Source organism: Stenotrophomonas maltophilia (assembly GCF_039555535.1).
Classification (GTDB): Bacteria; Pseudomonadota; Gammaproteobacteria; order Xanthomonadales; family Xanthomonadaceae; genus Stenotrophomonas; species Stenotrophomonas maltophilia_Q.
In genome coordinates this window covers 784,361-808,188 of sequence record NZ_CP154630.1, presented here as the reverse complement: position 1 = coordinate 808,188, position 23,828 = coordinate 784,361, and the positions used below count along the sequence as shown (strand labels likewise).

At 67.5% G+C, this 23,828-nt stretch carries 20 protein-coding genes; 9 read left to right on the top strand and 11 right to left on the bottom strand.

The window, feature by feature from the left end:
* Positions 1 to 58: 58 nt before the first annotated feature.
* From AASM09_RS03595 to AASM09_RS03585, 3 genes are all read right to left on the bottom strand, one after another.
* Positions 59 to 1,330 (bottom strand): sensor histidine kinase, encoded by a 1,272-nt coding sequence (locus tag AASM09_RS03595; RefSeq protein ID WP_049428856.1) that lies wholly within the window; start codon positions 1,328 to 1,330, stop codon positions 59 to 61.
* A 156-nt stretch (positions 1,331 to 1,486) separates the two neighbouring features.
* Positions 1,487 to 2,200, bottom strand: a complete 714-nt coding sequence (locus AASM09_RS03590; RefSeq protein ID WP_002811889.1) for a response regulator transcription factor — start codon at positions 2,198 to 2,200, stop codon at positions 1,487 to 1,489.
* Between the two features lie 87 nt (positions 2,201 to 2,287).
* Positions 2,288 to 2,932: an arylesterase gene (locus AASM09_RS03585; RefSeq protein ID WP_049428857.1), complete on the bottom strand. Its 645-nt coding sequence runs from the start codon at positions 2,930 to 2,932 to the stop codon at positions 2,288 to 2,290.
* Between the two features lie 75 nt (positions 2,933 to 3,007).
* Here AASM09_RS03585 and AASM09_RS03580 point away from each other — a divergent pair, with 75 nt between their 5' ends.
* Together AASM09_RS03580 and AASM09_RS03575 are read left to right on the top strand one after the other, a co-directional pair.
* Positions 3,008 to 3,655, top strand: coding sequence for an ABC transporter ATP-binding protein (locus AASM09_RS03580; protein ID WP_049428859.1), 648 nt, complete (start codon positions 3,008 to 3,010; stop codon positions 3,653 to 3,655).
* A complete protein-coding gene (locus AASM09_RS03575) occupies positions 3,652 to 6,165 on the top strand; it encodes an ABC transporter permease (protein WP_049428861.1) in 2,514 nt (837 codons plus the stop codon). Before AASM09_RS03580 ends, AASM09_RS03575 begins: the two co-directional genes overlap by 4 nt.
* 99 nt (positions 6,166 to 6,264) lie before the next feature.
* On the opposite strand, the gene AASM09_RS03570 is transcribed toward AASM09_RS03575, so the two are convergent.
* The 5 genes from AASM09_RS03570 to AASM09_RS03550 form a co-directional block, all read right to left on the bottom strand.
* Positions 6,265 to 7,191, bottom strand: a complete 927-nt coding sequence (locus AASM09_RS03570) for a DUF6607 family protein (protein ID WP_049428863.1) — start codon at positions 7,189 to 7,191, stop codon at positions 6,265 to 6,267.
* A gap of 73 nt (positions 7,192 to 7,264) precedes the next feature.
* Positions 7,265 to 7,864 carry a hypothetical protein gene (locus AASM09_RS03565; protein ID WP_049428865.1) on the bottom strand — a complete coding sequence of 200 codons (600 nt, stop codon included), beginning with the start codon at positions 7,862 to 7,864 and terminating at the stop codon, positions 7,265 to 7,267.
* A gap of 4 nt (positions 7,865 to 7,868) precedes the next feature.
* Complete coding sequence (locus tag AASM09_RS03560; RefSeq protein ID WP_349675287.1) at positions 7,869 to 10,121, bottom strand: TonB-dependent hemoglobin/transferrin/lactoferrin family receptor; 2,253 nt, start codon at positions 10,119 to 10,121, stop codon at positions 7,869 to 7,871.
* 153 nt (positions 10,122 to 10,274) lie between these two features.
* The gene (gene hemP, locus AASM09_RS03555) at positions 10,275 to 10,469 is read right to left on the bottom strand and encodes a hemin uptake protein HemP (RefSeq protein ID WP_005412278.1); all 195 of its coding nucleotides are present in this window, start codon (positions 10,467 to 10,469) and stop codon (positions 10,275 to 10,277) included.
* A gap of 320 nt (positions 10,470 to 10,789) precedes the next feature.
* Positions 10,790 to 11,761, bottom strand: coding sequence for an aldo/keto reductase (locus AASM09_RS03550; protein ID WP_049428919.1), 972 nt, complete (start codon positions 11,759 to 11,761; stop codon positions 10,790 to 10,792).
* A 193-nt stretch (positions 11,762 to 11,954) separates the two neighbouring features.
* Between AASM09_RS03550 and AASM09_RS03545 the strand changes: the two genes are divergently transcribed.
* From AASM09_RS03545 to AASM09_RS03515, 7 genes are all read left to right on the top strand, one after another.
* Positions 11,955 to 13,253, top strand: coding sequence for a NupC/NupG family nucleoside CNT transporter (locus tag AASM09_RS03545; RefSeq protein ID WP_049428869.1), 1,299 nt, complete (start codon positions 11,955 to 11,957; stop codon positions 13,251 to 13,253).
* A gap of 25 nt (positions 13,254 to 13,278) precedes the next feature.
* Positions 13,279 to 14,244: a ribokinase gene (locus AASM09_RS03540; RefSeq protein WP_049428870.1), complete on the top strand. Its 966-nt coding sequence runs from the start codon at positions 13,279 to 13,281 to the stop codon at positions 14,242 to 14,244.
* A 149-nt stretch (positions 14,245 to 14,393) separates the two neighbouring features.
* Positions 14,394 to 14,825 (top strand): hypothetical protein, encoded by a 432-nt coding sequence (locus AASM09_RS03535; RefSeq protein ID WP_049428872.1) that lies wholly within the window; start codon positions 14,394 to 14,396, stop codon positions 14,823 to 14,825.
* Between the two features lie 147 nt (positions 14,826 to 14,972).
* Positions 14,973 to 15,968, top strand: coding sequence for a tRNA dihydrouridine synthase DusB (gene dusB / locus AASM09_RS03530; RefSeq protein ID WP_049428920.1), 996 nt, complete (start codon positions 14,973 to 14,975; stop codon positions 15,966 to 15,968).
* A gap of 60 nt (positions 15,969 to 16,028) precedes the next feature.
* Positions 16,029 to 16,856 (top strand): class I SAM-dependent methyltransferase, encoded by an 828-nt coding sequence (locus tag AASM09_RS03525; RefSeq protein WP_049428873.1) that lies wholly within the window; start codon positions 16,029 to 16,031, stop codon positions 16,854 to 16,856.
* 258 nt (positions 16,857 to 17,114) lie between these two features.
* Entirely contained in the window at positions 17,115 to 18,848 is a 1,734-nt protein-coding gene (locus AASM09_RS03520) for a DUF3292 domain-containing protein (RefSeq protein WP_238378718.1), read from the top strand.
* The gene (locus AASM09_RS03515; protein WP_049428876.1) at positions 18,845 to 19,855 is read left to right on the top strand and encodes a glycosyltransferase family 2 protein; all 1,011 of its coding nucleotides are present in this window, start codon (positions 18,845 to 18,847) and stop codon (positions 19,853 to 19,855) included. Before AASM09_RS03520 ends, AASM09_RS03515 begins: the two co-directional genes overlap by 4 nt.
* Positions 19,856 to 19,905: 50 nt before the next feature.
* Here AASM09_RS03515 and AASM09_RS03510 read toward each other — a convergent pair whose 3' ends face one another.
* The 3 genes from AASM09_RS03510 to AASM09_RS03500 form a co-directional block, all read right to left on the bottom strand.
* On the bottom strand, positions 19,906 to 20,964 hold the full coding sequence (locus AASM09_RS03510; protein ID WP_049428878.1) for a metal-dependent hydrolase: 1,059 nt from the start codon (positions 20,962 to 20,964) through the stop codon (positions 19,906 to 19,908).
* Positions 20,965 to 21,079: 115 nt separating this feature from the next.
* A complete protein-coding gene (locus AASM09_RS03505; protein ID WP_049428879.1) occupies positions 21,080 to 21,880 on the bottom strand; it encodes a UDP-2,3-diacylglucosamine diphosphatase in 801 nt (266 codons plus the stop codon).
* On the bottom strand, positions 21,877 to 23,592 hold the full coding sequence (locus tag AASM09_RS03500) for a lysophospholipid acyltransferase family protein (RefSeq protein ID WP_049428881.1): 1,716 nt from the start codon (positions 23,590 to 23,592) through the stop codon (positions 21,877 to 21,879). Before AASM09_RS03500 ends, AASM09_RS03505 begins: the two co-directional genes overlap by 4 nt.
* Positions 23,593 to 23,828 lie beyond the last annotated feature (236 nt).

Sequence of the window (23,828 nt, the reverse complement as noted above, 5' to 3'; positions counted from 1 at the left end):
AGGATGGGGTCAGAGCCCGTTGCGCAGCAACGGGATCCGACCCCGGCAGGTCGCCGCGTCAGCGGAAGATGACCGTCGCTTCGGTACCCTGCCCCGGCTCGCTGGCCAGGCTGACCTTCCAGCCGAAGCGGTCGCACAGCCGGCGCACGATCGACAGGCCCAGGCCGGTGCCCTGCGGGCGGCTGGGTTCGGCGCGATAGAACGGCTCGAACGCCCGTGACAGCGCTTCGGCGGACATGCCGATACCGGTATCGCGCACCACCACCCGATCGTTGTGCACGTGCACGTCGATGCGCCCTTCGTCGGTGTAGCTGCACGCGTTGCGCACCAGGTTGCTGACCACCACCTGCAGCACCCGCGGCGGCGCATGCAGCTGCACCGGGCCATCGCTGTGCAGGTGCACCGACACCGGGCGGGACCCCAGTAGTTCATTGGCGTTGTCCACTTCATAGCGGACGATGTCGTTGACGTCGAACAGCTCGATCTGCGGTTCGACGTCGGCCTCGCGGGCGAGGATCAGGAACGCATCGATCACCGCTTCCATGTCGCGGCCAGCCCGCTGGATGCGCTGCAGGCTGCGGCGCAGGCGCGGCTGCAGGGTTTCATCACCCAGTGCCATGTCGCTGGCAACGCGGATGACGGTCAGCGGCGTACGCAGTTCATGGCTGGCATCGCGGGTGAAATTGCGCTCGCGCGCCACGTGCGCGCTGACCCGGTTTGCCAGCGAGTGCAGCGCCGCCGCCAGCTGCCGGGTCTCGCCCTGCATGTCGGCGGGCAGCTTGTTCGGCTCCAGGTCGGCCGCCTCGGGGTGGCCCGGGTCCCAGCGCGAGACGCGCCGTGCCAGCCAGTTCACCGGCGACACCAGGCGCTTGGACGCACGGTAGGTCACCCAGCTGGCGCCATACACCGCCAGCAGGGTCAGCAGCACCGGCACGATGCCGAACCAGAACGCCAGCATCTCTGCGCGCGAACGCAGGAACACCAGGTACAGGCGGCCGGCCGGGCGCACATCGACCAGCACCAGCTGGTCGTCCTTGGGCAGTTCGTGGAAGCCGGGTTCCAGATTGCGCAGGTTGGCCGGTAACGACAGTGCCGACTGCCCGCTTTCCAGCAGGTAGCCACGGATGTTCTGGGTGTTGGGCGGCGGCTGCACCGGCGACGCTTCGTGCAGCGTCCAGTAGTACGCGGCCTCTTCGCGCAGGGCAGCGCCCACCAGGCTGTGCTTGATCACCAGCGAGACCAGCCACGCACCCAGCAGGATGCCCAGGCTGGCCAGCACTGCCTGCAGGATGAAGGCGATACGGATCTTGCGCGGCAGGCCGTGCGGCATTGCGGGGTCCCGGTCAGAGCGCTGCGATTATAGGCAGCGCGCCACGCCGTGCGGGTGCATGGGCGATGACCGGCGGCAATGCCGGCCGGTCATGCCCTGCCCTCGTACGTGGCCACCACCCGGCCGGGCCTGCTGCTGCACCGGCGCGGGCCCTGCTCAGGCCATCGGCTGGGCGATGTCGGCAATGCGGTAGCCGGCACTCTGCACGGTATGCAGCAGCGGACGGTCGAACGGCTTGTCGATGATCTTGCGCAGGTTGTACAGGTGGCTGCGCAGCGTGTCCGAATCCGGCAGCCCGTTGCCCCAGATCTCGCGCTCGATCTCCTGGCGGGTGACCACGCGCGGCGATTCGCGCATCAGGATGGTCAGCAGGCGCAGGCCGATCGGCGAAAGCTGCAGCTCGGTGCCGGCACGGGTGGCACGCATGCTGACCGGGTCGAGCACCAGGTCGGCGACCTTCAGCACTTCCGAACCGACCTGGCGACGTTCGCGACGGATCAGCGCGCGCAGGCGGGCTTCCAGCTCCTGGATCGCGAACGGCTTGGTCAGGTAGTCATCGGCACCAAAACCGAGGCCGGTGAGCTTGTCGTCCAGCGTGTCGCGTGCCGTGAGCATCAGCACCGGGGTGGACTTGCGCGCATCATTGCGCAGGCGACGGCACACTTCGATGCCATCCAGGCGCGGCAACATGAGATCGAGCACCACGACGTCATAGCTGTTCTCCGCCGCAAGGCGGTAGCCATCCAGGCCGTCCTGTGCATAGTCGACTTCGAAGCCGCGACCTTCCAGGTATTCCCCGATCATCTCGGAGATGTTGCGGTTGTCTTCGACCACCAGCACCAAGCCGGAGGTCTCCTTCGTCTGACGCATGTGATTCCCTCTAACTTCAGCTTTGTGAAACATGCCGGATCGACGGTGGACGTGATGTGAAGTTCCGTCAAGAGGAAATAAAACGGTTCAGAGCAGCGGCCTGAGCAGCGGCCAGACATTGTCCAGCACCTTCGGCTGCGCCTGCGCGGTCGGGTGCAGGCCGTCGGCCTGCATCATGCCCGGTTGCAGCGCCACGCCTTCCAGCAGGAACGGCAGCAGCGGCACCTTGTACCGCGTAGCCAATGCCTTGTAGGCCGCAGCCAGGCGCTGGCGATATGCCGGGCCGTAGTTGGGCGGCACGTCGATGCCGAGCAGCAGCACCTTGGCGCCGGCCTTCTGGCTGGCCTGCACCATTTTCTCCAGGTTGCCCTGCACCTGGGCCGGGGTCAGCCCGCGCAGTGCGTCGTTGCCGCCCAGGGCAATCACCACCACCGTCGGCTTTTCCTTCGCCAACAAGCCCGGCAGGCGGGTCAGCGCGCCCGCGGTGGTCTCGCCGCTCATGCTGGCGTTGACGATGCGCGGCGGGGTTTTCGACTGCTGCCTGACCCGCTGCTGCAGCAGGCTGACCCAGCCGGCGTCAGCGGGGATATTGTGGGCAGCACTGAGGCTGTCGCCGAGCACCAGCACGGTGCCGGCCGGACCTTTGGCACAGGCCAGCCCCGGCAACAGCAGGAACGCTAGCAGCAGCACCATCATCGCGCCGGCTCGCCGGCTCCATCCCGTCTTGCGCATTGGAGTCTCCTCATCGACAGCCTGTCCCCCCGCAGCGCGCCCGTCGCCATCGCCGTCGACCAGGTCGGCAAGTCCGTGCAGGGCCCGGAGGGTGAAGTCCACATACTGGACAACATCACCCTGACGGTCCATGAAGGCACCAGCGTGGCCATCGTCGGCGCCTCCGGTTCCGGCAAGACCACCCTGCTCGGCCTGCTTGCCGGGCTGGACCTGCCCAGTCGCGGCCGCATCGCGCTGGCGGGCCAGGACCTGTCGGCGCTGGACGAGGAGGCCCGCGCCCAGCTGCGCGCGCGCGAAGTCGGCTTCGTGTTCCAGAGCTTCCACCTGCTGCCGGCGCTGACCGCCGCCGAGAACATCGCGCTGCCACTGGAACTGGCCGGGCGCGAGGATCGTGCGCGGGTCGATGAGGTGCTGGCCCAGGTCGGCCTGTCCCATCGCGCCCGCCACTACCCGCGCCAGTTGTCCGGCGGTGAACAGCAACGCGTGGCACTGGCGCGTGCCTTCGTCACCCGCCCACGCATCCTGTTCGCCGACGAACCGACCGGCTCGCTGGACCACGCCACCGGCCAGCACATCAGCGACCTGCTGTTCGAACTCAACGCCGGCAGCGGCACCACCCTGGTGCTGGTCACCCACGACCTGCGCCTGGCCCAGCGTTGCCAGTACATCCACCGCATCGACAACGGCCGCCTGCTGCCGGTCGAGCGTGGGGCGCAGGCATGAACCTGCTGCGGCACGCGTGGCGCGCGCTGCGCCGCGAGGCGCTGGCCGGCGACCTGCTGACCGTGTTCGCCGCGCTGGTGCTGGGCGTGGCGGTGATGACCGCGGTGGGCACGCTGGTGAACCGGGTCAACCTGGCGCTGACCGGCAGCGCGGCGGAGATGCTTGGCGGCGACCTCGGCATTGCCGGGCGCGATGATCCGTCCCAGGCATTCGCCGACGAGGCACAACGGCGTGGACTGGCCTACACCCGCATCGCCAGTTTCGGCAGCGTGCTGTTCAACGGCGATGCCAGCCAGATGGCCAGCATCAAGGCGGTGCAGGCGGGCTATCCGCTGCGTGGCACGCTGCGGGTGCGGGCCACACCCGGCGGCGCCCTGATCGCCGAGGCCGGCATGCCGGCCAAGGGCCAGGCCTATGCCGACCCGCGCCTGCTGCAGGGGCTGGGATTGAAGGCCGGCGATGATCTCGAGTTCGGCGCCGGCACGCTGCGCATCGCCGGCATCATCGAGGCCGAGCCGGATACCGGTGGCGACCTGCTGACGCTCTCCCCCACCCTGCTGGTCAACCGCGCCGATGTGGAAGGCACGGGACTGCTTGGCCCCGGCAGCCGCATCAACTACCGGCTGATGTTTGCAGGACCGGCCGGGCAGGTCGCGTCCCTGCGTGAGTGGCTGCTGCCACAGGTGAAGGGCCTGCGCCTGCTGAGCGTGGATGACACCCAGCGCGGCGTGCGCCAGGCCTTCGATCTGGCCGGCCGCTTCCTCGGCCTGAGCGCGCTGCTGGCGGTGCTGCTGGCGGGCGTGGCCACCGCATTGGCGGCCAACCGCTTCGCCCTGCGCCGCATCGACCAGGTGGCGATCCTGCGCTGCCTCGGTGCGCGCCAGCGCGACATCCTGCTCGGCCTGGCACTGCAGCTGTTGATGCTGGCGGTACCGGCCTGTGCGCTTGGCATCGGCCTGGGCATGGCCGCGCAGGAAGGGCTGGTACAGGTGCTGGGCAGCCTGGTGCCGCAGCGCCTGCCGCTGCCGGAGGCGATGCCGGCGCTGACCGGTGCGGGCATCGGCCTGTTGCTGCTGTTCGGCTTCGGCCTGCCCCCGCTGCTGCGCCTGCGCGGGGTGCCGCCGATGCGCGTGCTCAACCGTTCCTTCGCCGCCCTGCCGCCCACCTCGCTGCTGGCCTATGTGGCTGCGCTGGGGGCAAGCCTGTTGCTGGCGGTGCAGGTCACCGGTGACCTCAAGCTGGCGCTGTGGGTACTGGGTGGCCTGGCCGCGCTGGCGGTGGCGGCCGGTGTGGTCGGATTCGTGCTGCTGCAGTTGATGCGCGGCCTGCAGCATCGCCTGCATGGCAACTGGCGACTGGGCCTGGCCGCACTGACCCGGCGCCGGCTGCTGGCGGTGATGCAGCTGGTCGGGCTGTCGCTGTCGCTGTGCGCGCTGTTGCTGCTGGCCGTGACCGGCCCCGGCCTGCTGCAGCAGTGGCGCGAGCGGCTGCCGGCAGACACGCCCAACTACTTCCTGATCAACATCCAGCCCGAACAGCGCGACAGCGTGCTGGCAACACTGCGTGGGCTGGGTGCCAATGACGCCAGCATCGAACCAATGGCCACCGGGCGCCTGATCGCCATCAACGGCAAGCCGCCTCTGCGTGTGGATCGCGAGCCCGGACAGGACGGGCAACCGGCGCGGGGCGGCCAGCGCGATGACGATGACGAGAACCGGCCGTTGAACTTCAGCTGGCGCAGCACCTTCCCGCCGGCCAATACGCTGGTCAATGGCACGTTCTGGAAGGCCGACAGCACCGCGCCGGAAGCCTCGGTGGAGATCGGCTGGGCCAAACGCTACGGCGTGTATCCCGGCGACCGCATCACCATTGCAGTGGGCGAGCAGGAGCGCGAATTCACCGTCACCAGCGTGCGCAAGGCGGACTGGAACACCTTCCGCCCCAACTTCTTCGTGCTATTGAACCCGAACGCCGTGGGTGACACCCCGCACAACCTGCTGTCGGCATTCCACCTGCCGGCCGGCAAGGCGGCCGGGCTGGGCGAGCTGGTGCGTGCGCAACCGAACCTGTCACTTCTCGATGTGGATGCGGTGATTTCGCAGGTGCGGGATGTGATGGAACGCGTGGCGCAGGCGGTGCAGCTGGTGATGGTGTTCAGCCTGCTGGCTGGTGTGCTGGTGCTGCTGGCCGCGCTGCAGGCCACGGCCGGCGAGCGTCGCTACGACAGCGCCGTGCTGCGCACGCTGGGCGCGACCCGGCGCCAGCTGCGTGGCGCGGTCCTGGTCGAGTTCGGCGCACTGGGCACACTGGCCGCGCTGCTTGCGGTGGGCGCGGCCGCGGCCATTGGCGTGGTGGTTTCGCAGAAGGTGTTCGAGCTGCCGTTGCTGCCACCCTGGCCAGGACTTCTGCTGGGCGGCGTGGTCGGCATCGGATTGAGCCTGCTGGCCGGTTGGTGGGGCACGCGGCGCATCCTGCACACCTCGCCGGCCCTGGCCCTGCGGGAGGCCTGACGCGACGCCGGAACCGCTAGTTCCACGCCATGCGTGGATGCACGGAAGAGCGTGCCGAGCCAGCTCGGCACCTACCAGGCCGTCGAGCCAGGCTCGACCTTACCGGGCCTTTTCCACGTACTTGGCGAACACGTCGTCGATCTGCGTGTCCTTCACCTTCTTGCCGGCCTGGATCTCTTCGGCCTGGGTGAACATCGGGATGATCATCGCCATGCCGTCCAGCTTGGTCTTCAGGTGCACGCCCGGGGCCTCGCCGAGGAAGCCGTCCCAGCGCTGACGCACCTTGGCCCAGTAGCCGGCGGTGGCCTTCCAGTAGTCGCGCGCCGGGGTGAAGTCGATCTCGGTGGTCTTCACGTAGTCGTTGAAGCCGAACTCGCGCGCGATCTCCACCTGGCTGCCATCGGCGTTGCGCTGCACCTTGGTGTTGAACTGCTCATGGGTCCAGCCGTTCGGGGTCAGCGTATGGCGGTTGATCACGGCCAGCGCGTTGTAGTCGCTGCGCTTGGTGTACTCACGACGCGGCAGCGGTCGCCAGCTCAGGTCGCTGGTCCAGCTAGGCACGTTGTTGGTGTAGGTCCATTTGCCTGTGCCGCAGTAGCGCGGTGCATCGCTCACTTCATACACGCACTGGGTCCAGGCACCCTGGTTCACCGCCGCCGGAATGCTGCGCACCTGCCAGGTCTGGTCGGCACTGAACTCGAAACGGTTGGGTGCTTCGTACACCCAGTCCTGGCGCCAATGCTTGGTGATGTGGCCGCTCTTCTCGTCCAGCAGCAGGTGTTGCAGCACGATGCGCTTCGGGGTGTCCTCGACCACGATGACCACTTCGTTGCCACCGCTGCGCATCGCTGGCGCACGCTCATAGCCCGGCTTCAGCAGCACGGTTTCGTCGAAGGCGAAATCCACGGTGTACTCGCCCTGCATGGCCAGGATGCTGTCGTGGTCGCGGGCGCTGTCGGCGGGCTGCGCGCTGGCCACGCCGCTGGCGGCGAGCAACAGCAGTACGCTGGCTGTCTGGAGCTTCATCGGGATATTCCTTCGGGGTTGCAGGTTCGTTGAGAGGCCATCCATGGCCGTCGGGCGTTCCATCAGAAAAGGATCAGAGGCGGATCAGCGGCAGGTCGCCGGGAGCCCGCGGTGCCGGCCGGCGTGCGGCGTCGGCGCAGCAGCAGTCGTCGATGGCCAACTCGCCCTCGGCCCCTTCCAGGCGGGCGATGCGGCGTGCGGTGGCTGCGCCCAGCGACGACAGCGTCGACAGGCTGGCCGCGAGTGTGCGCCCATCATCGGCGGCATGCAGCCGCAGCGCACACAGGCGCCAGCGCTGGCCGCCGAGATGACCGGCCAGGCGCCGCCACAGGCGTTCGCCGACACTGCCGTCGCTGTCGTGCTGTGGGCCCGGCGGCAGCGCGGCCACCAACCGGTCCCAGGCCAGGAAATCGCTGTCCGGCAGCAGGTACAGGCGCCACACGCAGCGGCCGCGGCCATCGAGGAAGCACAGGCTCTCACGCAGGCCTTCACTGTCCACGCCCTGGCAGGCGTGCACGCGTACGGCCTGGCGCCAGCCGCCCAGCTCGTTGCCGTCGGCGTGGTACAGGCACAACACGGTGCCGAGCGTGGCCAGCTGTGCCGGGGTCGGCCAGGCCGCGCTGTGCGGCGCGGCGATGGAATCATTCCTGCGTGCGGACAGTGCTCGGCTCATGAGGTCACCAGGAAACGGCAAGACTGGCGGAGAAGGTACGGCCCGGGCTGCTGAAACGATCGCTCAACGCGCGATTGGTGATCAGGCTCGGGGTGATCGACGACCACTCGATATAGCGTTTGTCGGCCAGGTTGAACACGCCGACGTTGAAGGTGGCACCCGGTGCGAAGTTCCAGTGCGCCATCAGGTCCAGCACGCCGTAGCCGGCCGGCTGGTAGACGAACGGTGCCGGTGCGTTCGGATTGGTCTGCGCAGCAGGCGGTGGCAACCGCTTCTTGCGCTGCACGAAGGTGCCGGCCAGTTCAACGCCCCAGGTATCGGTGTCGTACATCAGGCCCAGCGTGCCACGCAACGGATCGACCGAGGCCAGCGGTTCGTCATCGGTCCGGTTGTCGCCACGCGACCATGCCAACGCACTGCGCAGCGCCCAGCCCTTCAGCGCCGGGCTGAGTTCGCCGAACTCGATGCCGGCCTTCATTTCCGCGCCATAGATGCGCGCGTCGGCGATGTTCTGCGACTGGAACACGGTCAAACCCTGTGCGTTGCGGCCGGTATCGACGTTGGACTGGATGAAATCCTTGTAGTCGTTGTAGTAGCCGCTGACGCTGACGTACGCCGCCGGCGCGATGAAGCGCAGGCCCAGTTCGTAGCCGTCGCTGGTTTCCGGCTTCAGGTCCGGATTGGCGATGGCGGTATAGCGGAAGGCGACGTTGGTCAGGCCGATGTTGACGTCGTTGTACGGCGGCGAACGGAAGCCACGCGCATAACCGGCGAACAGCGACCATTCGTCGGTGAAGCGCCAGACCATGCCCAGCTTCGGCGACACGCTGGTCTTCTTCAGCTGCGCCACGGCCGTGGTCGGGTTGTCTTCGGCGAAGATGCTGTCCACTTCCGGCTTCAGCTCGTAACGGTCCACGCGCACGCCCGGCACCAGCGACAGCCGGCCATCGGCAAAGCGCATCTCATCCTGTGCATACAGGCCCAGCTCGGTGGTCTTGCTGATCGGGAAGTCACGCACCGGGAAGGTGTCCGGCAGCACCGTGTTGCTGACCACCCCAGCCTGGTTGACCTGATAGCCATCGCGCTTCTGGCGGATCTCGGTACGGGTGCCTTCGAACCCGTAGGTCAATGCGTGCTCGACACCGCCGGTGGTGAACGCGTTGTTGAACTGCGCCTGCAGGCCATAGGCATGCTGATCGAAGGAGAACACGCGGTGGCGGCGGGTGCCGTCGGTGCGGGTCTCGTCGGTCTGCTGACGGGTTTCGCTGTTCTGCGCGTACACCTGCCAATGCAGGCTGTCGGCGAACGGCTGGTCCAGCGCATCCATCTCGTGGGCGAAGGACACACGGTTGCGCTTCTGGGTGTCGTGGGACTTCATGCCGGTGGCTGCGGCAAGCGCGCCGGGGCGCGGTGCAACACTGGCAATCGCCGACAGTACATTGGTATCGGTGGTGTCTTCGTTGCCTTCCACGGTCAAGCGGAAGCGCTGGTCCTCGCTCGGCGCATAGACCAGCTTGCTGAGCAGGCTGCGGCCGTCGCGATCCTGCGGATTGGACGCGGTGCGGGTGTCGTTGTCGCTGCGTACCGTGCCCTTGTTGTCGGTTTCCTGGCCCTGGTGGTGGTTGACGTTGACCAGGCCGCTCCAGTGGTCGCCACCAAAGGCGGCCGTGGCACCGCCGAGCAGGCCCTTCCATTCACCGTCGTAGCCGAATTTCAGGCCGAAGTAGCTGTTCTTGCCGTCCTTGAGGTAGTCGGCCGGGTCCTTGGTCACGAAGGCGACCACGCCACCGAGTGCATCGGAGCCGTACAGCGAACTGGCCGGCCCACGCACGATCTCCACCCGCTTGAGCGTGTCGAGGTCGGTGAAGTTGCGGTTGGAACTGGCGAACGAACCGATGTCGAACCGGGTCGGCATGACGATGCCGTCGGTCTGGATGCGCACGCGGTTGCCGTCCAGGCCACGGATGCGGAAACCATCCAGGCCGAAGCGAGTCGCGCTGCGGGTGACCGACAGGCCCGGTTCGTAACGCACCAGGTCCTTGATGTCCTGCACCAGGTGCCGGTCCATCTGCTCACGGTCGATGACGTCCACGGTGGCCGCCACGTCGCTCACGGCCCGCTCGGTGCGGGTGGCGGTGACCTGCACCCGATCGAATTCGCGCGCATCGGGGGCAGCAGTGGCAGCAGTGGCAGCAGCGTGGGCGGACAGCGGCAGCGCCATCCAGACAGCAAGGCAAAGGGCGGTATGGCGGGTCATCGGGTTCGTTCGGTCAGGCAGGGGAACCCCCGGTTACCGGCACACCCGGAAGGTGCACGCGGTAGACCGAGGGGGAGAGAGCGGGAGCGGACGGGTCGCCCACCCCGCCGGCGCAGCCGGCAGGAGGGAGGGAGGCGGGCGACCAGACCGCGATTACTTGGTCAGGATCAGCTTGTCGTTGCTGGTGTGCCGCAGGCGATAGAAGCGGTCGCCGTGCTGGATCAGGATTTCACGACGGCCCTTGAGCAGGGCTTCGCTGTCGATGACCTCTTCCGGCGGAACGACGCGGACCGGGCGATCGCGGAGGGTCAGCGTTTCGGGGCGCAGCAGTACAGGTTGAGCATTCATGAGCATCTGGACTCGTGCGAGGGACGAGTCAAATGATAATGATTCTCAGTTGACAATCAACAACCATTCTCAATTTGATTGATGGGATTAATGATCGAATTTTAAAATTCGATAGATTTTGCCAATCGAATGGCAACACAGATTTGTAGAGTCGACTGTTAGTCGACTGCTGTTGCTCGAAGCAGTCGGTTATTCGAAGCAGTCGGCTATTCGAAGCAGTCGACTAACAGTCGACTCTACCGAGTCCGATCCCGATCCCGATCCCGTTCCCTCGGCCGAGCCGGCCCGACCGAGGCCCCAGGCCCGGTCGGCCCCGGGGGTCAGGCGAAGACGGCTTCGACCTCGGCCCAGCCGGCGGCATCGACCTGCTCCAGCACCTCCAGCGCCTGCAGGTTCTGCAGCAACTGGCTGACCCGGCTGGCGCCGAGGATCACGCTGGAGACATTGGGGTTGCGCAGGCACCAGGCGATGGCCAGCGTGGCCGGAGCCTGGCCCAGCGCGCGCGCGACTTCGCTGAAGCGGCGCACCTGGCCCAGGCGGGCCTCGGCGTCGGTGCCCAGCACCAGGTCCTGCAGCCATTCCATGCCTTCCCGGCCCAGCCGCGCATCGGCCGGAATGCCCTGATCGTACTTGCCGGTCAGCAGGCCCGAGGCCAGCGGCGAGAAGATGGTGGTGCCCAGCCCGGCGCGGGCGTACAGCGGTGCGTACTCGACCTCCACCCGCTCGCGGTGCAGCAGGTTGTACTGCGGCTGCTCCATCGACGGGCCCTGCAGGTTGTGCCCTTCGGCGAAATCCAGCGCCTGCTGGATCTGCACCGCCGACCACTCCGAAGTGCCCCAGTAGAGGATCTTGCCCTGCCGCACCAGGGTATCCATGGCGTGCACGGTCTCGGCGATCGGCGCGTCCGGATCCGGGCGGTGGCAGTAATAAAGGTCCAGGTAATCCACCCGCAGACGCTTGAGCGCGGCATGGCAGGCGTCGGTCACATGCTTGCGCGACAGGCCGCGCTGGGTCGGACGCGGGTCCTTGGCACTGCCGAAGAACACCTTGCTGGACACGCAGAAGCCGTCGCGCGGCAGGCGCAGGTCGCTGATCACGTCGCCCATCACCTGTTCGGCGCGGCCGTTGGCGTAGCCCTCGGCGTTGTCGAAGAAGTTGACGCCATGATCCCAGGCGGCGGCCACCAGGTTGCGGGCCTCATCGCGCGGGATCTGGTCACCGAAGGTCACCCAGGCGCCGAAGGAAAGGGCGGAAACCGGCAGGCCGGTGGAGCCCAGGCGACGGTATTGCATGCGAATCTCCTGCTGCGGGCCCGCATCCGGGCCGGGATCGATCCCCATTCTACCTGTCGCCGCCGGCCGCAAGCCCTTGCCGTTGCTGGCCTGATCGGTACCGATGGGTGCGCGCACGCTGCTTTTCCTTGCCCCGGCCCCGGCCCTGCACTAGGCTTCCCGTTTTTCGCGACGCCCCAGGGGAGTCACTCACATGGTCGAAGGTTTGGGCAGGATCGGCTTCGGCCTGTTCGGGTTGGCGGTGCTGATCGGCATCACCTGGTTGTTTTCCAATAACAAGCGTGCGGTTGACTGGAAGCTGGTTGCCACCGGTATCACCCTGCAGATCGCCTTCGCGGCGCTGGTGATCCTGGTGCCGGGCGGGCGCGACGTGTTCGACGCGCTGGGCCACGGCTTCGTCAAGGTGCTGAGCTTCGTCAACGAGGGCTCCGGTTTCATCTTCGGCTCGTTGATGGACACCAAGAACTACGGCTTCATCTTCGCCTTCCAGGTGCTGCCGACCATCATCTTCTTCTCGGCGCTGATGGGCGTGATGTACCACCTGAACATCATGCAGGCGATCGTGCGCGTGATGGCGTGGGCGATCACCAAGGTGATGCGCGTGTCCGGTGCGGAAACCACCAGCGTCTGCGCCAGCGTGTTCATCGGCCAGACCGAGGCGCCGCTGACCGTGCGCCCGTACATCGCCAAGATGACCCAGTCCGAGCTGCTGACCATGATGATCGGCGGCATGGCGCACATCGCCGGCGGCGTGCTGGCCGCCTACGTGGGCATGCTCGGCGGCGGCGACCCGGTGCAGCAGGCGTTCTACGCCAAGCACCTGCTGGCAGCCAGCATCATGGCCGCGCCGGCCACCCTGGTCGTGGCCAAGCTGTTGATTCCGGAAACCGGCACCCCGCTCACCCGCGGCACGGTGAAGATGGAAGTGGAGAAGACCTCCAGCAACATCATCGACGCGGCCGCCGCCGGTGCCGGTGACGGCCTGAAGCTGGCGCTGAACATCGGCGCAATGCTGCTGGCCTTCATCGCCCTGATCGCGCTGCTGAACGCCCCGCTGACCTGGATCGGTGAAGTGACCGGCCTGGCCGCGCAGATCGGCAAGCCGACCAACCTGTCGACCATCTTCGGTTACGTGCTTGCCCCGATCGCCTGGGTGATCGGCACGCCGTGGGCCGATGCCACCACCGTTGGTTCGCTGATCGGCCAGAAGGTCGTGATCAACGAATTCGTGGCCTACACCGAGCTGTCGCAGATCGTGAACGGCCAGGTGGCCGGCGTGAGCCTGTCCAACGAAGGTCGCTTGATCGCCACCTACGCACTGTGCGGCTTTGCCAACTTCAGCTCGATCGCCATCCAGATCGGCGGCATCGGTGGCCTGGCCCCGGAACGTCGCCACGACCTGGCCAAGTTCGGCCTGCGCGCGGTGCTGGGCGGTACCATTGCCACCTTCATGACGGCGACCATCGCCGGCGTGCTGACGCACTTCAGTTGAACCCTTGGTTGAGAAAAGATTCCCTATGAGCAGCAGTGTCGTTGTCGTCGGTTCCTTCAATGTCGATCACGTGTGGCGGTGCGAATCACTGCCGGCACCGGGCGCGACCATTGCCGGCCGCTACAGCACCGGCCCGGGTGGCAAGGGCTTCAACCAGGCCGTGGCCGCCTGCCGCGCCGGCGCCGAGACGCACTTCGTGTGCGCGCTGGGCGATGACGCCGGTGGCGCCACCGCGCGTGAACTGGCCGCGCAGGATGGTTTCGGCCTGATCGCCGAAGCCAGCAGCGAGCCGACCGGCACCGCCGGCATCTATGTGGACGCGCGCGGCCGCAACACCATCGTGATCGGCCCGGGCGCCAACGCCGCGCTCAGCACCGACTTCCTGCAACAGCAGCAGGCGCTGCTGACCGGCGCCAAGGTGGTGCTGGTGCAGCTGGAATCGCCGGTGCAGACGATTGAAGCGGCGCTGGCCACGGCACGCGAGGCCGGCGTCACCACGGTGCTCAACACCGCACCGGCCGACGCCCCCTCGACCATCGGCCTGCTCAAGCTGGCCGATGTGATCACCCCGAACGAGACCGAGTTCGCCGCCCTGCTCGGCCGCCATGTCGGCGAGCGCGTGGATGCCAACGACGTGGCCGCACTGGATGGCGCCAGCCTGCATGCGCTGTGCCGCAAGCTGGTCGGCAACGGCACGGTGGTGGTGACCCTGGGTTCGGTGGGCGTGTTCGTCTCACATGCCGACGAGAACCTGCGCGGCGATACCCAGCCGTACTACCGTGTCGGTGCCGAACAGGTGCAGGCCATCGACACCACCGGTGCCGGTGACGCCTTCAACGGTGCGCTGGCCGCGTCGCTGGCGCAGGTGGCCGACGCCCCGTTCGCCCGCCACGTGCGCTTCGCCAACCAGTTCGCCGGTCGTTCGACCGAGAAGGAAGGCGCCGCTGCGGCAATGCCGCGTTTCACCCCGTCCGACGCCGAAGCAAAGTAATTCCACGCCATGCGTGGATGAGAGGGCCCGGGTGTGCAGGCACCCGGGCCTTTCTTTTGCCCGTTTCCCAGCCCCTGCGACCGCCTGTCACATTGCCCACACCCTGCCCCTCGCCCACCATCCGCGCAGCTTCCTCGCACGGGCAGGAGATGGACGGATTCCCCTGGTTGCTGGTCGCGGCCGCCGGCAGTGCCATTGCGGCCCTGCTGCATATCGGCTGCATCGCCTTTGGCGCCCCTTGGTACAGGTCCTTCGGTGCCGGCCAGCGCATGGTCCGGCTGGCGCATGCGGGGCACTGGTGGCCGCCGCTGATGACAGCCGGCATTACGGCCGTGCTGGTGGCCTGGACACTGTACGCACTCGCAGCCGCAGGCTGGCATTCGCCGCTGCCGGCCAATCGCATGGTCCTGTCGGGCATCACCCTGCTGTTGCTGCTGCGCGCGGCGATGGGCTTCGCGCTGGCGCTGTTCCACCCCGGCTACAACGGCCGGCGCTTCTGGGTCGTCAGTTCACTGGTGTGCCTCAGCCTGGGGCTGGCCTTCGCGCTGGGCACCCGCCAGGCCTGGCAGAGCCTGGGGTAGCCGCCTACCATCGCCCGCCCTTGGGGGCGGCGGAAGCAACCGTCAAGCATCTGCTGATGCCGGTAAGGCATGAGGTCGGTGCCGATCGGCCTGAACCGGACCGCGCCCGACACGGCCGTACCGCCGCCCGCGCCCTACAATGGGCGCATGCAGATCGGCCCGTACACCATTGCCCCCAACGTCGTGCTGGCGCCCATGGCCGGCGTCACCGACAAGCCCTTCCGCCTGCTGTGCAAACGGCTGGGCGCGGGGCTGGCCGCCTCGGAAATGACCATCAGCGATCCGCGCTTCTGGAACACGCGCAAGTCGATCCACCGCATGGACCATGACGGCGAGCCGGCCCCGATCAGCGTGCAGATCGCCGGCACCGAGCCGCAGCAGCTGGCCGAGGCCGCGCGCTACAACGTCGACCACGGCGCGCAGATCATCGACATCAACATGGGCTGCCCGGCCAAGAAGGTGTGCAACGCCTGGGCCGGTTCGGCACTGATGCGCGACGAGCAGCTGGTGGCGCGCATCCTCGAGGCCGTGGTCAACGCGGTGGACGTGCCGGTCACGCTGAAGATCCGCACTGGCTGGGACTGCGACCATCGCAATGGCCCGCTGATCGCGCGCATCGCCGAGGACAGCGGCATCGCGGCGCTGGCCGTACATGGCCGCACCCGCGACCAGCACTACACCGGCCAGGCCGAGTACGGCACCATCGCCGAGATCAAGGCCGCGCTGCGCATTCCGGTGATCGCCAACGGCGATATCGATTCGCCGCAGAAGGCCGCCTACGTCCTGAAGGAAACCGGCGTGGACGCGGTGATGATCGGCCGCTCGGCGCAGGGCCGGCCGTGGATCTTCCGCGAGGTGGCGCACTACCTGGCCACCGGCGAGGAACTTCCACCACCTTCACTGGCGGAAGTACGCGACATCCTGCTTGGCCACCTGCACGCACTGCATGCGTTCTATGGCGAGCCCCAGGGCGTGCGCATCGCGCGCAAGCACCTGGGCTGGTATGCCAAGGACCGGCCAGAGAACGCCGCTTTCCGCGCAGTGGTCAACCGTGCCGAAGATCCGCAGAGCCAGATCGCACTGACCACCGAGTACTTCGACCGCCTGATCGCCGGGGAACCGGCGCTGCCTTCGGCGGCCTGAGCCGCCAGCCCCGCGTTTCCGAACAGTCGAGCCAGCTCGACGCTACAAGAGCCCGCCGTCATGACCCCGCCGATCTCCTCCCCGACCTACCTGCACGGGTTCTCCGGTACCGAGCAGCAGCGCCTGATGACCCAGGCGCGCCTGCTGGAATCGAGCATCTTCGGCCAGATCGACTACAGCGGCGCGCGACGCCTGCTGGAAGTCGGCAGCGGCGTGGGTGCGCAGACCGAGATCCTGCTGCGCCGCTTCCCGGAACTGCACGTGACCGGCGTGGACCTGAGCGAGACCCAGCTGGAGACTGCACGCGAGAACCTGTCGCGCACACCATGGTGCAGCGACCGCTACACCCTGCAACAGGCTGACGCCGGCGAACTGCCCTTCGAGGCGCGCAGCTTCGATTCGGCGTTCCTGTGCTGGGTGCTGGAACACGTTCCGTCACCGGCACGCGTGTTGAGTGAAGTGCGCCGCGTGCTGGCCCCGGGGTCGCCGGTCTACATCACCGAGGTGATGAACGCCTCGTTCCTGCTCGACCCGTATTCGCCGCATATCTGGCGCTACTGGATGGCCTTCAACGATTTCCAGTACGACCATGGGGGCGACCCGTTCGTCGGCGCCAAGCTGGGCAACCTGCTGCTGGCCGGTGGCTTCCGCGACGTGCACACCGAGATCAAGACCATCCACCTGGACAACCGTGAACCGGCGCGTCGCAAGACAATGATCGCGTTCTGGGAGCAGCTGCTGCTCTCGGCAGCCGACCAGCTGCTGCAGGCCGGTTCGGTGGACGAGGAGACCGTGGAAGGCATGCGCCGCGAATTCCGGCTGGTGCAGAACGACCCGAACGCGGTGTTCTTCTACTCGTTCGTGCAGGGCCGCGCCACGGTGTATTGAGGCCTGCTCTCACCCGAGGGCGGCCAGCGGCTGCGATGGCAACCGGCTAGAATCCTGCAGTCCCGGCCTCGGAACGGCGCGTGCCGGGGCCTCCCCCCCGTGCGGCAGCAGAGCATCGGTGCGTGAGCCTGTCGCGCGCGGATGGACCTGACCTGCGGGAGCATGATGAACGACAACGGCCGAACGCCTTTCCCTGCCCAGAACCCGGGCCAGACGGGCGGGCTTCGCCCTGGCCAGGTTCGCCTGCTTGCCGGGATCATGGTGCTGCTGTGCATCCTGTATGTCGCGCTCGCACTGACGCCGTCTTCCTACTCGCTGGCCTACGAGTACCTCGGCCTGGCCCCGCAGCAGCCGCTGCTCGGTACCGCCCGCTACATCCGTACCGACGAATGGATGGTGTTCACGCCGTACATCCAGATCGCGGTCAACAACGACTTCGGGCAGGTCAATGCGCACTCGGCGTACCACGAGTCACTGCGCACCTTCCAGGCGCTGCCGCTGCTGGACTGGGGGCTGCTGTTCAAGCCGTACCACTGGGCGTTCTTCGTGCTGCCTGCAGCGAATGCCTACTCGTTCTTCTTCATGTTCATGGCCATGGCCTTCCTGAGCGGATGGGCCCTGCTCCTGCGCCAACTGCGGATGCCGGCACTAGCCGCAGTGCTGGTTTCGACCACGCTGTTCTTCGCGCCGTTCGTGCAGGTCTGGTGGACCAGCAATGCCGGTGCCTTCGCGCTGGCCCCCTGGGCTGCGGTGGCATGGCTGGGCATCGGCCATCGCGCGCTGCGCATCGTGGCCAGCGCCTATGCACTGGCGGCGTGGCTGATCGCAGTGTCCTACCCGCCTTTCATCATTTCCTCGGTGCTGGCCCTGGCGGTGCTGGTGCTGGCGGTCCGGCGCGATGCCATCACCGTAGTACGTCTGGTCGATGCCGCCATCGCCGGCGCGATCGCACTGGCGGTGTTCGTCGGCTACTTCCACGACATCATCCCGATCGTGCGCAACACGGTGTACCCCGGCCAGCGCCAGAGCGCCGGTGGCGGTGTCGGCCTGACCAGCCTGCTCGCGCACCTCTTCCCGAACCTGATGACCTACCGGTTCGCCCCGCTGCCGTTGTTCAAGGCGTCCAACGATTGCGAGATCGCGGTGCTGGGCAGCCTGCTGCCGCTGTTCACCCTGGTGCTGGCCGATGGCGCACGGCTGCGCGAATGGGCGAAAAGCCACCGCAGCTCCCTGCTGATCCTGGCCGCCGGGCTGCTGTTCATCGCCTGCTGGATCTTCCTGCCTGTGCCTGCCGTGGTTGGCAAGCTGACCACTCTGTCGATGGTGCCCCCCGCGCGCGCACTGCTGGCCTTCGGCCTGTTGCTCAACATCGCCTGCGCGATGATCCTGGTGCACTGCGGCGTGCGCCTGCAGCGCTGGCGCCTGCTGCTTCTGGCGGCGCTGCTGATGGTCGGCAGCCTGGCCAAGTTCCTGTTCGGTGAAGGCCAGTTCAGCCGCCTGCACAGCACTGCCGACGCCATTCCCTACCTGTGCCTGGCGGGGCTGGCCGTTGCTGCCCGCCGCCCAAAGCTGTCGGCGCATGCCGCCAGCCTGGTCCTGGCTACCGCCGCACTGGCCAACCTGCTGGGCAACGGCCTGTTCAATCCGGTGCAGCAGGCCGGCCCGATCTTCGCGATGGACCGCGCTGCCGTCCTGCACTCCCTGCAGGCCCGCGGCTCGGCCACCACGACCGAAGGCGTGCTGGTGGCTCCCGGCGGGTTCGGGGGCCTCCTGCCGGGTGTTGGCATTCCCGCCGTGAACCATGTGCTGTACCTGCCACAGATGGATTACTTCCGCCGGTACTTCCCGTCGATGTCCGACGACGACTTCAATTTCACCTTCAACCGCTACCACCACATCACCGTAGCGCCTGACGGCGACGCGCCACGGGTGCTGCAGGGGGATCTGGTGGAACTGCCTGCAAAACCCCTGCTGGCCACTCCAGCCCGATGAATCCGATGACCACCACCACGCCCTCCGCATCGATGCCAGCACGGATCGCCGTGATCATCCCCTGCTACAAAGTGACCCGCCACGTGCTGTCCGTGCTGGCGGCGATCGATGATGCGGTAACGGCGATCTACTGCGTGGATGATGCGTGCCCCGACGGCAGCGGCCGCCTGGTCCAGGCCGAAGCGAACGACCCGCGCATCACCGTGCTTTTCCATCAGCACAACCTCGGCGTCGGCGGCGCGATCAAGACCGGGTACCGCGCGGCCATCGCAGATGGCATGGATATTCTGGTGAAGGTCGATGGCGATGGGCAGATGGACCCGGCGCTGCTGATGGACTTCGTCGCGCCGATCGCCGACGGCCATGCCGACTACACCAAGGGCAACCGATTCTGGAACCTGACCCACATCCGCCGCATGCCCCCGGCGCGGCGCCTGGGCAACCTGCTGCTGTCCTTCATGACCAAGGCTTCGTCCGGGTACTGGCAGGTGTTCGATCCGACCAACGGCTACACCGCCATCCATGCCAAGGTCGCCAGCCACCTGAAGCTCGAGGCGGTCAGCGACCGCTATTTCTTCGAGACCGACATGCTGTTCCGACTGAACACCGTGCGCGCGGTCGTGCAGGATGTGGCGATGGATGCCCACTACGGCGACGAAACCAGCAACCTGCGCATCGGTCGCATCCTGGGTGAGTTCACCTTCAAGCACGTGCGCAACACGCTCAAGCGCATTGCCTACAACTATTTCCTGCGCGACCTCAGCATCGCGTCGCTGGAGCTGATCGCCGGCAGCAGCCTGCTCGCCTTCGGGGGGCTGTTCGGGATGTACCACTGGGTGCGGTCGGCCCAGGCCGATGTCGCCACGCCGGTAGGGACGATCATGATCACCATGGTCGCGCTGATCTCGGGGCTGCAGTTCCTGCTGGCGTTCGTTGGCTTTGACATCGCCAACGTGCCGCGCCAGGTACTGAACCGTTCGATCAAGCTCAACCGCCTTCCTCAGTAGAGCCACGCGATGCGTGGCTGTTGTTCGCACCATCCACGCATGGCGCGGATCTACGGGTGCGCGGAACCGCTCGCGGCAGCCGCCGGCTCATGCCAGATGCGCTGCCACATCGCGGCAAGCCGGCGCCCGGCGTCGGCGCGTGCTCCCGGGCTGCTGTAGTCCGCACGCACCTGTTCGGGCACGATCGGCCGCCACTGCCCGTCCACCTGCTCGGCCACCACGAAGTTGAAGGTGTAATCCGGCTCCAGGCCCATGCGCAGATCACTGAGCACCAAGCGCCCGTCAACGACCTGCGCACGCATGAAGCCGCGATTGAACCACTGCAGGCGCTGTACCGCGGGAATCGCCTGCGCCTCGCGCAGTGCCTGCACGTTGGAGGGATGGCCTTCGAACTGCATCGGCCCATGATCGGCCACCAGCGAGCGGTCTCCCACTACGTAGCCGTTCGGCGTCATCGCCACCACCCGCCACAGCAGCGTGTTGAACGGCATCGGCACCGAGAAGCGCGGCGCATCGGCCAGGCCCATCGCGGCCAGGCTCTGCTGCGCGGCACGGTCGACCTGCGCCTTGGCCACCAGACCCCAGCCCAGGTATGCGCTGCTGACCAGCAGTGATGCCCCCAGCACCTTGCCGACCCAGGGGCGCGCACGACCGAACCAGGCCAGCACGCAGCCCAGCAGCAGCCACACCGTGTATGCAGGGTCGATGATGAAGACGCTGGAGCCCACGGTTGGATGCGGCCGCAGCGGCCACCACAGCTGGGTGCCGTAGACAGTGAACGCATCCAGCACCGGGTGGGTCACCAGCGCCAGCTGGATCGCCCAGAACCAGCGCGCCGGTGACTGCGCGACCCTGCCATTGCCAAAGCGCTTGAACAACCACCAGATCAGCGCCGCCACCCAGGGTAGCACCAGCAACGAATGGCTGAAACTGCGGTGCTCGACCATGTTCGCCACCGGGTCGGTGGCGGTGAAGCCGAGCCACAGCGCGTCGAGGTCCGGCAGGGTGCCGAGCGCGGCACCGGCCAGCAGGGCCGCACGGCGATGGCCGGGCGGAGCGATGGCAGCAGCGACGGCGCCGCCGAGTACGATCTGGGTCAGGGAATCCATGGCCCGATGCTAGCGGCTTGCGGGCGGTGCATGTAGAGCCGAGCCCTCGGCTGCTCTTCGTTGCGTGCAACGGCAGCCGAGCATGGGCTCGGCGCTACAAGAGGACAGACGCGGGTTACGCCGCCTGCGACAGGCGTGCGCCCGGCAACGCCACCAGCGTCTGGCCGTTGTGGTCCAGCAGGCGCAGCGCGCCGTCGTGGTCTTCGGCCAGCGCGGTCAGGCTTTCCACCCAGTCGCCGTCGTTCGCGTAGACCAGGCCATCGCGTTCCACCAGCGCAGCGCGGTGGATATGCCCGCAGACGATGCCGTCCAGGCCGCGCCGGCGCACGTCGTCCAGGCCGGCCTGCACGAAACGCTCGATGTAGCGCTCGGCCGCCCCACTGCGCTTCTTCAGGAACTCCGACAGCGACCAGTAGCGCATGCCAAGCTGGCGGCGCACCGCGTTCAATGCCTGGTTGCCGGTAAGGATGCGGTAGTACAGCCAATCACCGAACTTTTCCTGCAGGCCACCGAAGTGGGTCACGCCGTCGTACTCGTCACCGTGCGCGACCAGCAGCCGGCGGCCATCGGCGGTCACGTGGATGGCGCGGCGGCGCACCTGCATCGCCGGCAGCATCAGTCCGCACACCTGGCGCAGCGAGGCATCGTGGTTGCCGGGGATGTAGATGATCTCGGTGCCTGCGCGGCGCAGCGCGTGCAGGGCCTGGATGACTTCGCTGTGCGACTGCCGCCAGTTGGCACGGCGATGTGCCATCCACCACAGGTCGATGATGTCGCCGACCAGGTACAGCCGTTCGCAGCGCAGCTGCGAGAGGAACCTTGCCAGCTCGGTGGCATGGCAATGACGTGACCCCAGGTGCACGTCGGAGACGAACACTGCGCGCCGGTGTGGCGACAGGTTCGCCAGCGTGCTCATGCCGGCGTCCCCGCGTCGCGCAGGTAGCGTTTGCGCTTGTTCGGCCGGATCGCGCACAGGTCCACTTCGATCAGGCCATCGATCGAATCGCTGAAGTCCGGATCCACGCCAAAGGCGAGGAAGCGTGCGCCCCCCGGTTCGCACAGATCGGTGTACTGGCGGTACAGCGTGGGCACGCCGGTGCCGAGTGCAGCCAGGTTGGCTTTCAGTACATCGAACGCAGCACCGGCATCCAGTTCGCCGAAACTCGGCGGCGCGGCGAAGTACTGGAACGGCCGGTTCGACTCGGCCAGACCGGCGGTGCCACTGTAGTAGCGCTGGTAGTACGCCACCAGCTGCTCGCGCGCATCGCGCGGCAGCGCCGCACTGATCGACACCGCACCGAACAGGTAGCGGATGCCGGGCCGGCACTGCAGGTAGGCGCCGATGCCCTGCCATAGGTAGTCCAGGCTGCGGCTGCCCCAGTAATCGGGCACCACGAAGCTGCGGCCCAGTTCCAGGCCTTCGGCGATGTGGGTGATGGCGTCGTCGGAATAGCGGAACAACGATGCGCTGTAGAGCCCGAACAGGCCGTGCCGGGCCAGTGCCTGGGCGCCGCGCATGATCCGGTAGGCGCCGGCGATGCGCTGCGCGGCTGCGTCCCAGATCACGATGTGTTCGTACCGCGGATCGTAATCGTCCAGGTCGCGGCTGCGCCCTGTGCCCTCGCCTACCTGGCGGAAGGTCAGCTCGCGCAGGCGGCCCAGTTCCAGCAGCAGCGGTGAATCGGCGCTGCAGGTCGCCAGCAGGATCTGCTTGCCGTCAGCGGTCTGGCCCAGCTGGGTGGCTGCGGCAATGCCGGCGGCAACCTGCGAAGGTGGTACCGGCGACGCCAGCGGCTCCGGACCTGCAACAGCAGCGGCATCGCCCGCCGCCCCATTACGGCCCAGCGCATACAGCGCGCGGCGCACGGCCAACAGCTGCGCGCCCGGGTCACCGCCCTTGCCCAGCTGCATCGGCTCACCGATGCACAGGCGCAGCGGACGGCCACGGCGGGTGAACATCTCGCGCGCCAGCAGCGCGGTACCGGCCGGCTTGAACAGGGTCGAGGCGCCATAGAACAGCGCCGAGTTGCGCGCCTCCACCCGCACCGGCAGCACCGGCGCACCGGCGGCGCGGGCAAAGCGCACGAACCCCCGCTGCCAGCGACCGTCGCGGATGCCGCGCAGCGAGAGGCGTGAGACCTCGCCAGCCGGGAATACGATCACGCACTGCTCGGCCGCCAGCGCCTCCTCCACGGCGTGCAGGCTGCCACGCTGGGCCTTGCCGCCAAGGATGCGCACCGGCAGCAGCAGATCCTGCAGCGGCGCGATGGCTCCCAGCAGGTCGTTGGCCACGATCCGAACATCGCGGCGGATGCGGCCGACCGCGTCCAGCAGCGCCAGTGCATCCAGCGCCCCGGACGGATGATTGGCAACAATCAGCAGGCGGCCCGTGGCCGGGATCTTCGCCAGCGCGGCCGGATCCACCTGGTACTGGCCATCGATGAACTCCAGCCCGGCAGCAACGAAGCCGAATCCGCGCAATCCTGCACTGCGCTGCAGGAAAGCTTCGATCTGGTCCAACCGCGACCAGCGCCCGACGCTGCGCAGCAATGGCCGCGCCAGCTGGCCACGACGGCCATGGAACCAATCGGGAAAGCGTTGCTGGAGACGCTGTTCAAGTTCCTGCATGGCAGATCCACTCATGCCCGGCGGCCGGATTGGCCGACAGCCTGCGCCCGGCAGACGGCAGCCAGATGGCGGTTCTGGGGCAGAACGATGACGGTCGATCCGCCCGGGGTGGGGCCGCAACCGGCCCCCGGGCCACCCCGCCCGTTGTCACGCTGGTGGAACACTGGGCCTCGAGGCTGGGGCCCAATCCCGTCAGGACGGCCCTTGCCGGGCCTACGCGGGCTTAACCACCGGCA

Excerpts from the sequence above, each read along its gene's own strand:
- AASM09_RS03595 (WP_049428856.1), bottom strand. The coding sequence starts at position 1,330 with ATGCCGCACGGCCTGCCGCGCAAGATCCGTATCGCCTTCATCCTGCAG.
- AASM09_RS03590 (WP_002811889.1), bottom strand. The coding sequence starts at position 2,200 with ATGCGTCAGACGAAGGAGACCTCCGGCTTGGTGCTGGTGGTCGAAGAC.
- AASM09_RS03585 (WP_049428857.1), bottom strand. The coding sequence starts at position 2,932 with ATGCGCAAGACGGGATGGAGCCGGCGAGCCGGCGCGATGATGGTGCTG.
- AASM09_RS03575 (WP_049428861.1), top strand. The coding sequence starts at position 3,652 with ATGAACCTGCTGCGGCACGCGTGGCGCGCGCTGCGCCGCGAGGCGCTG.
- AASM09_RS03570 (WP_049428863.1), bottom strand. The coding sequence starts at position 7,191 with ATGAAGCTCCAGACAGCCAGCGTACTGCTGTTGCTCGCCGCCAGCGGC.
- AASM09_RS03565 (WP_049428865.1), bottom strand. The coding sequence starts at position 7,864 with ATGAGCCGAGCACTGTCCGCACGCAGGAATGATTCCATCGCCGCGCCG.
- AASM09_RS03560 (WP_349675287.1), bottom strand. The coding sequence starts at position 10,121 with ATGACCCGCCATACCGCCCTTTGCCTTGCTGTCTGGATGGCGCTGCCG.
- hemP (WP_005412278.1), bottom strand. The coding sequence starts at position 10,469 with ATGAATGCTCAACCTGTACTGCTGCGCCCCGAAACGCTGACCCTCCGC.
- AASM09_RS03550 (WP_049428919.1), bottom strand. The coding sequence starts at position 11,761 with ATGCAATACCGTCGCCTGGGCTCCACCGGCCTGCCGGTTTCCGCCCTT.
- AASM09_RS03545 (WP_049428869.1), top strand. The coding sequence starts at position 11,955 with ATGGTCGAAGGTTTGGGCAGGATCGGCTTCGGCCTGTTCGGGTTGGCG.
- AASM09_RS03540 (WP_049428870.1), top strand. The coding sequence starts at position 13,279 with ATGAGCAGCAGTGTCGTTGTCGTCGGTTCCTTCAATGTCGATCACGTG.
- AASM09_RS03535 (WP_049428872.1), top strand. The coding sequence starts at position 14,394 with ATGGACGGATTCCCCTGGTTGCTGGTCGCGGCCGCCGGCAGTGCCATT.
- dusB (WP_049428920.1), top strand. The coding sequence starts at position 14,973 with ATGCAGATCGGCCCGTACACCATTGCCCCCAACGTCGTGCTGGCGCCC.
- AASM09_RS03525 (WP_049428873.1), top strand. The coding sequence starts at position 16,029 with ATGACCCCGCCGATCTCCTCCCCGACCTACCTGCACGGGTTCTCCGGT.
- AASM09_RS03520 (WP_238378718.1), top strand. The coding sequence starts at position 17,115 with ATGGTGCTGCTGTGCATCCTGTATGTCGCGCTCGCACTGACGCCGTCT.
- AASM09_RS03515 (WP_049428876.1), top strand. The coding sequence starts at position 18,845 with ATGAATCCGATGACCACCACCACGCCCTCCGCATCGATGCCAGCACGG.
- AASM09_RS03510 (WP_049428878.1), bottom strand. The coding sequence starts at position 20,964 with ATGGATTCCCTGACCCAGATCGTACTCGGCGGCGCCGTCGCTGCTGCC.
- AASM09_RS03505 (WP_049428879.1), bottom strand. The coding sequence starts at position 21,880 with ATGAGCACGCTGGCGAACCTGTCGCCACACCGGCGCGCAGTGTTCGTC.
- AASM09_RS03500 (WP_049428881.1), bottom strand. The coding sequence starts at position 23,592 with ATGCAGGAACTTGAACAGCGTCTCCAGCAACGCTTTCCCGATTGGTTC.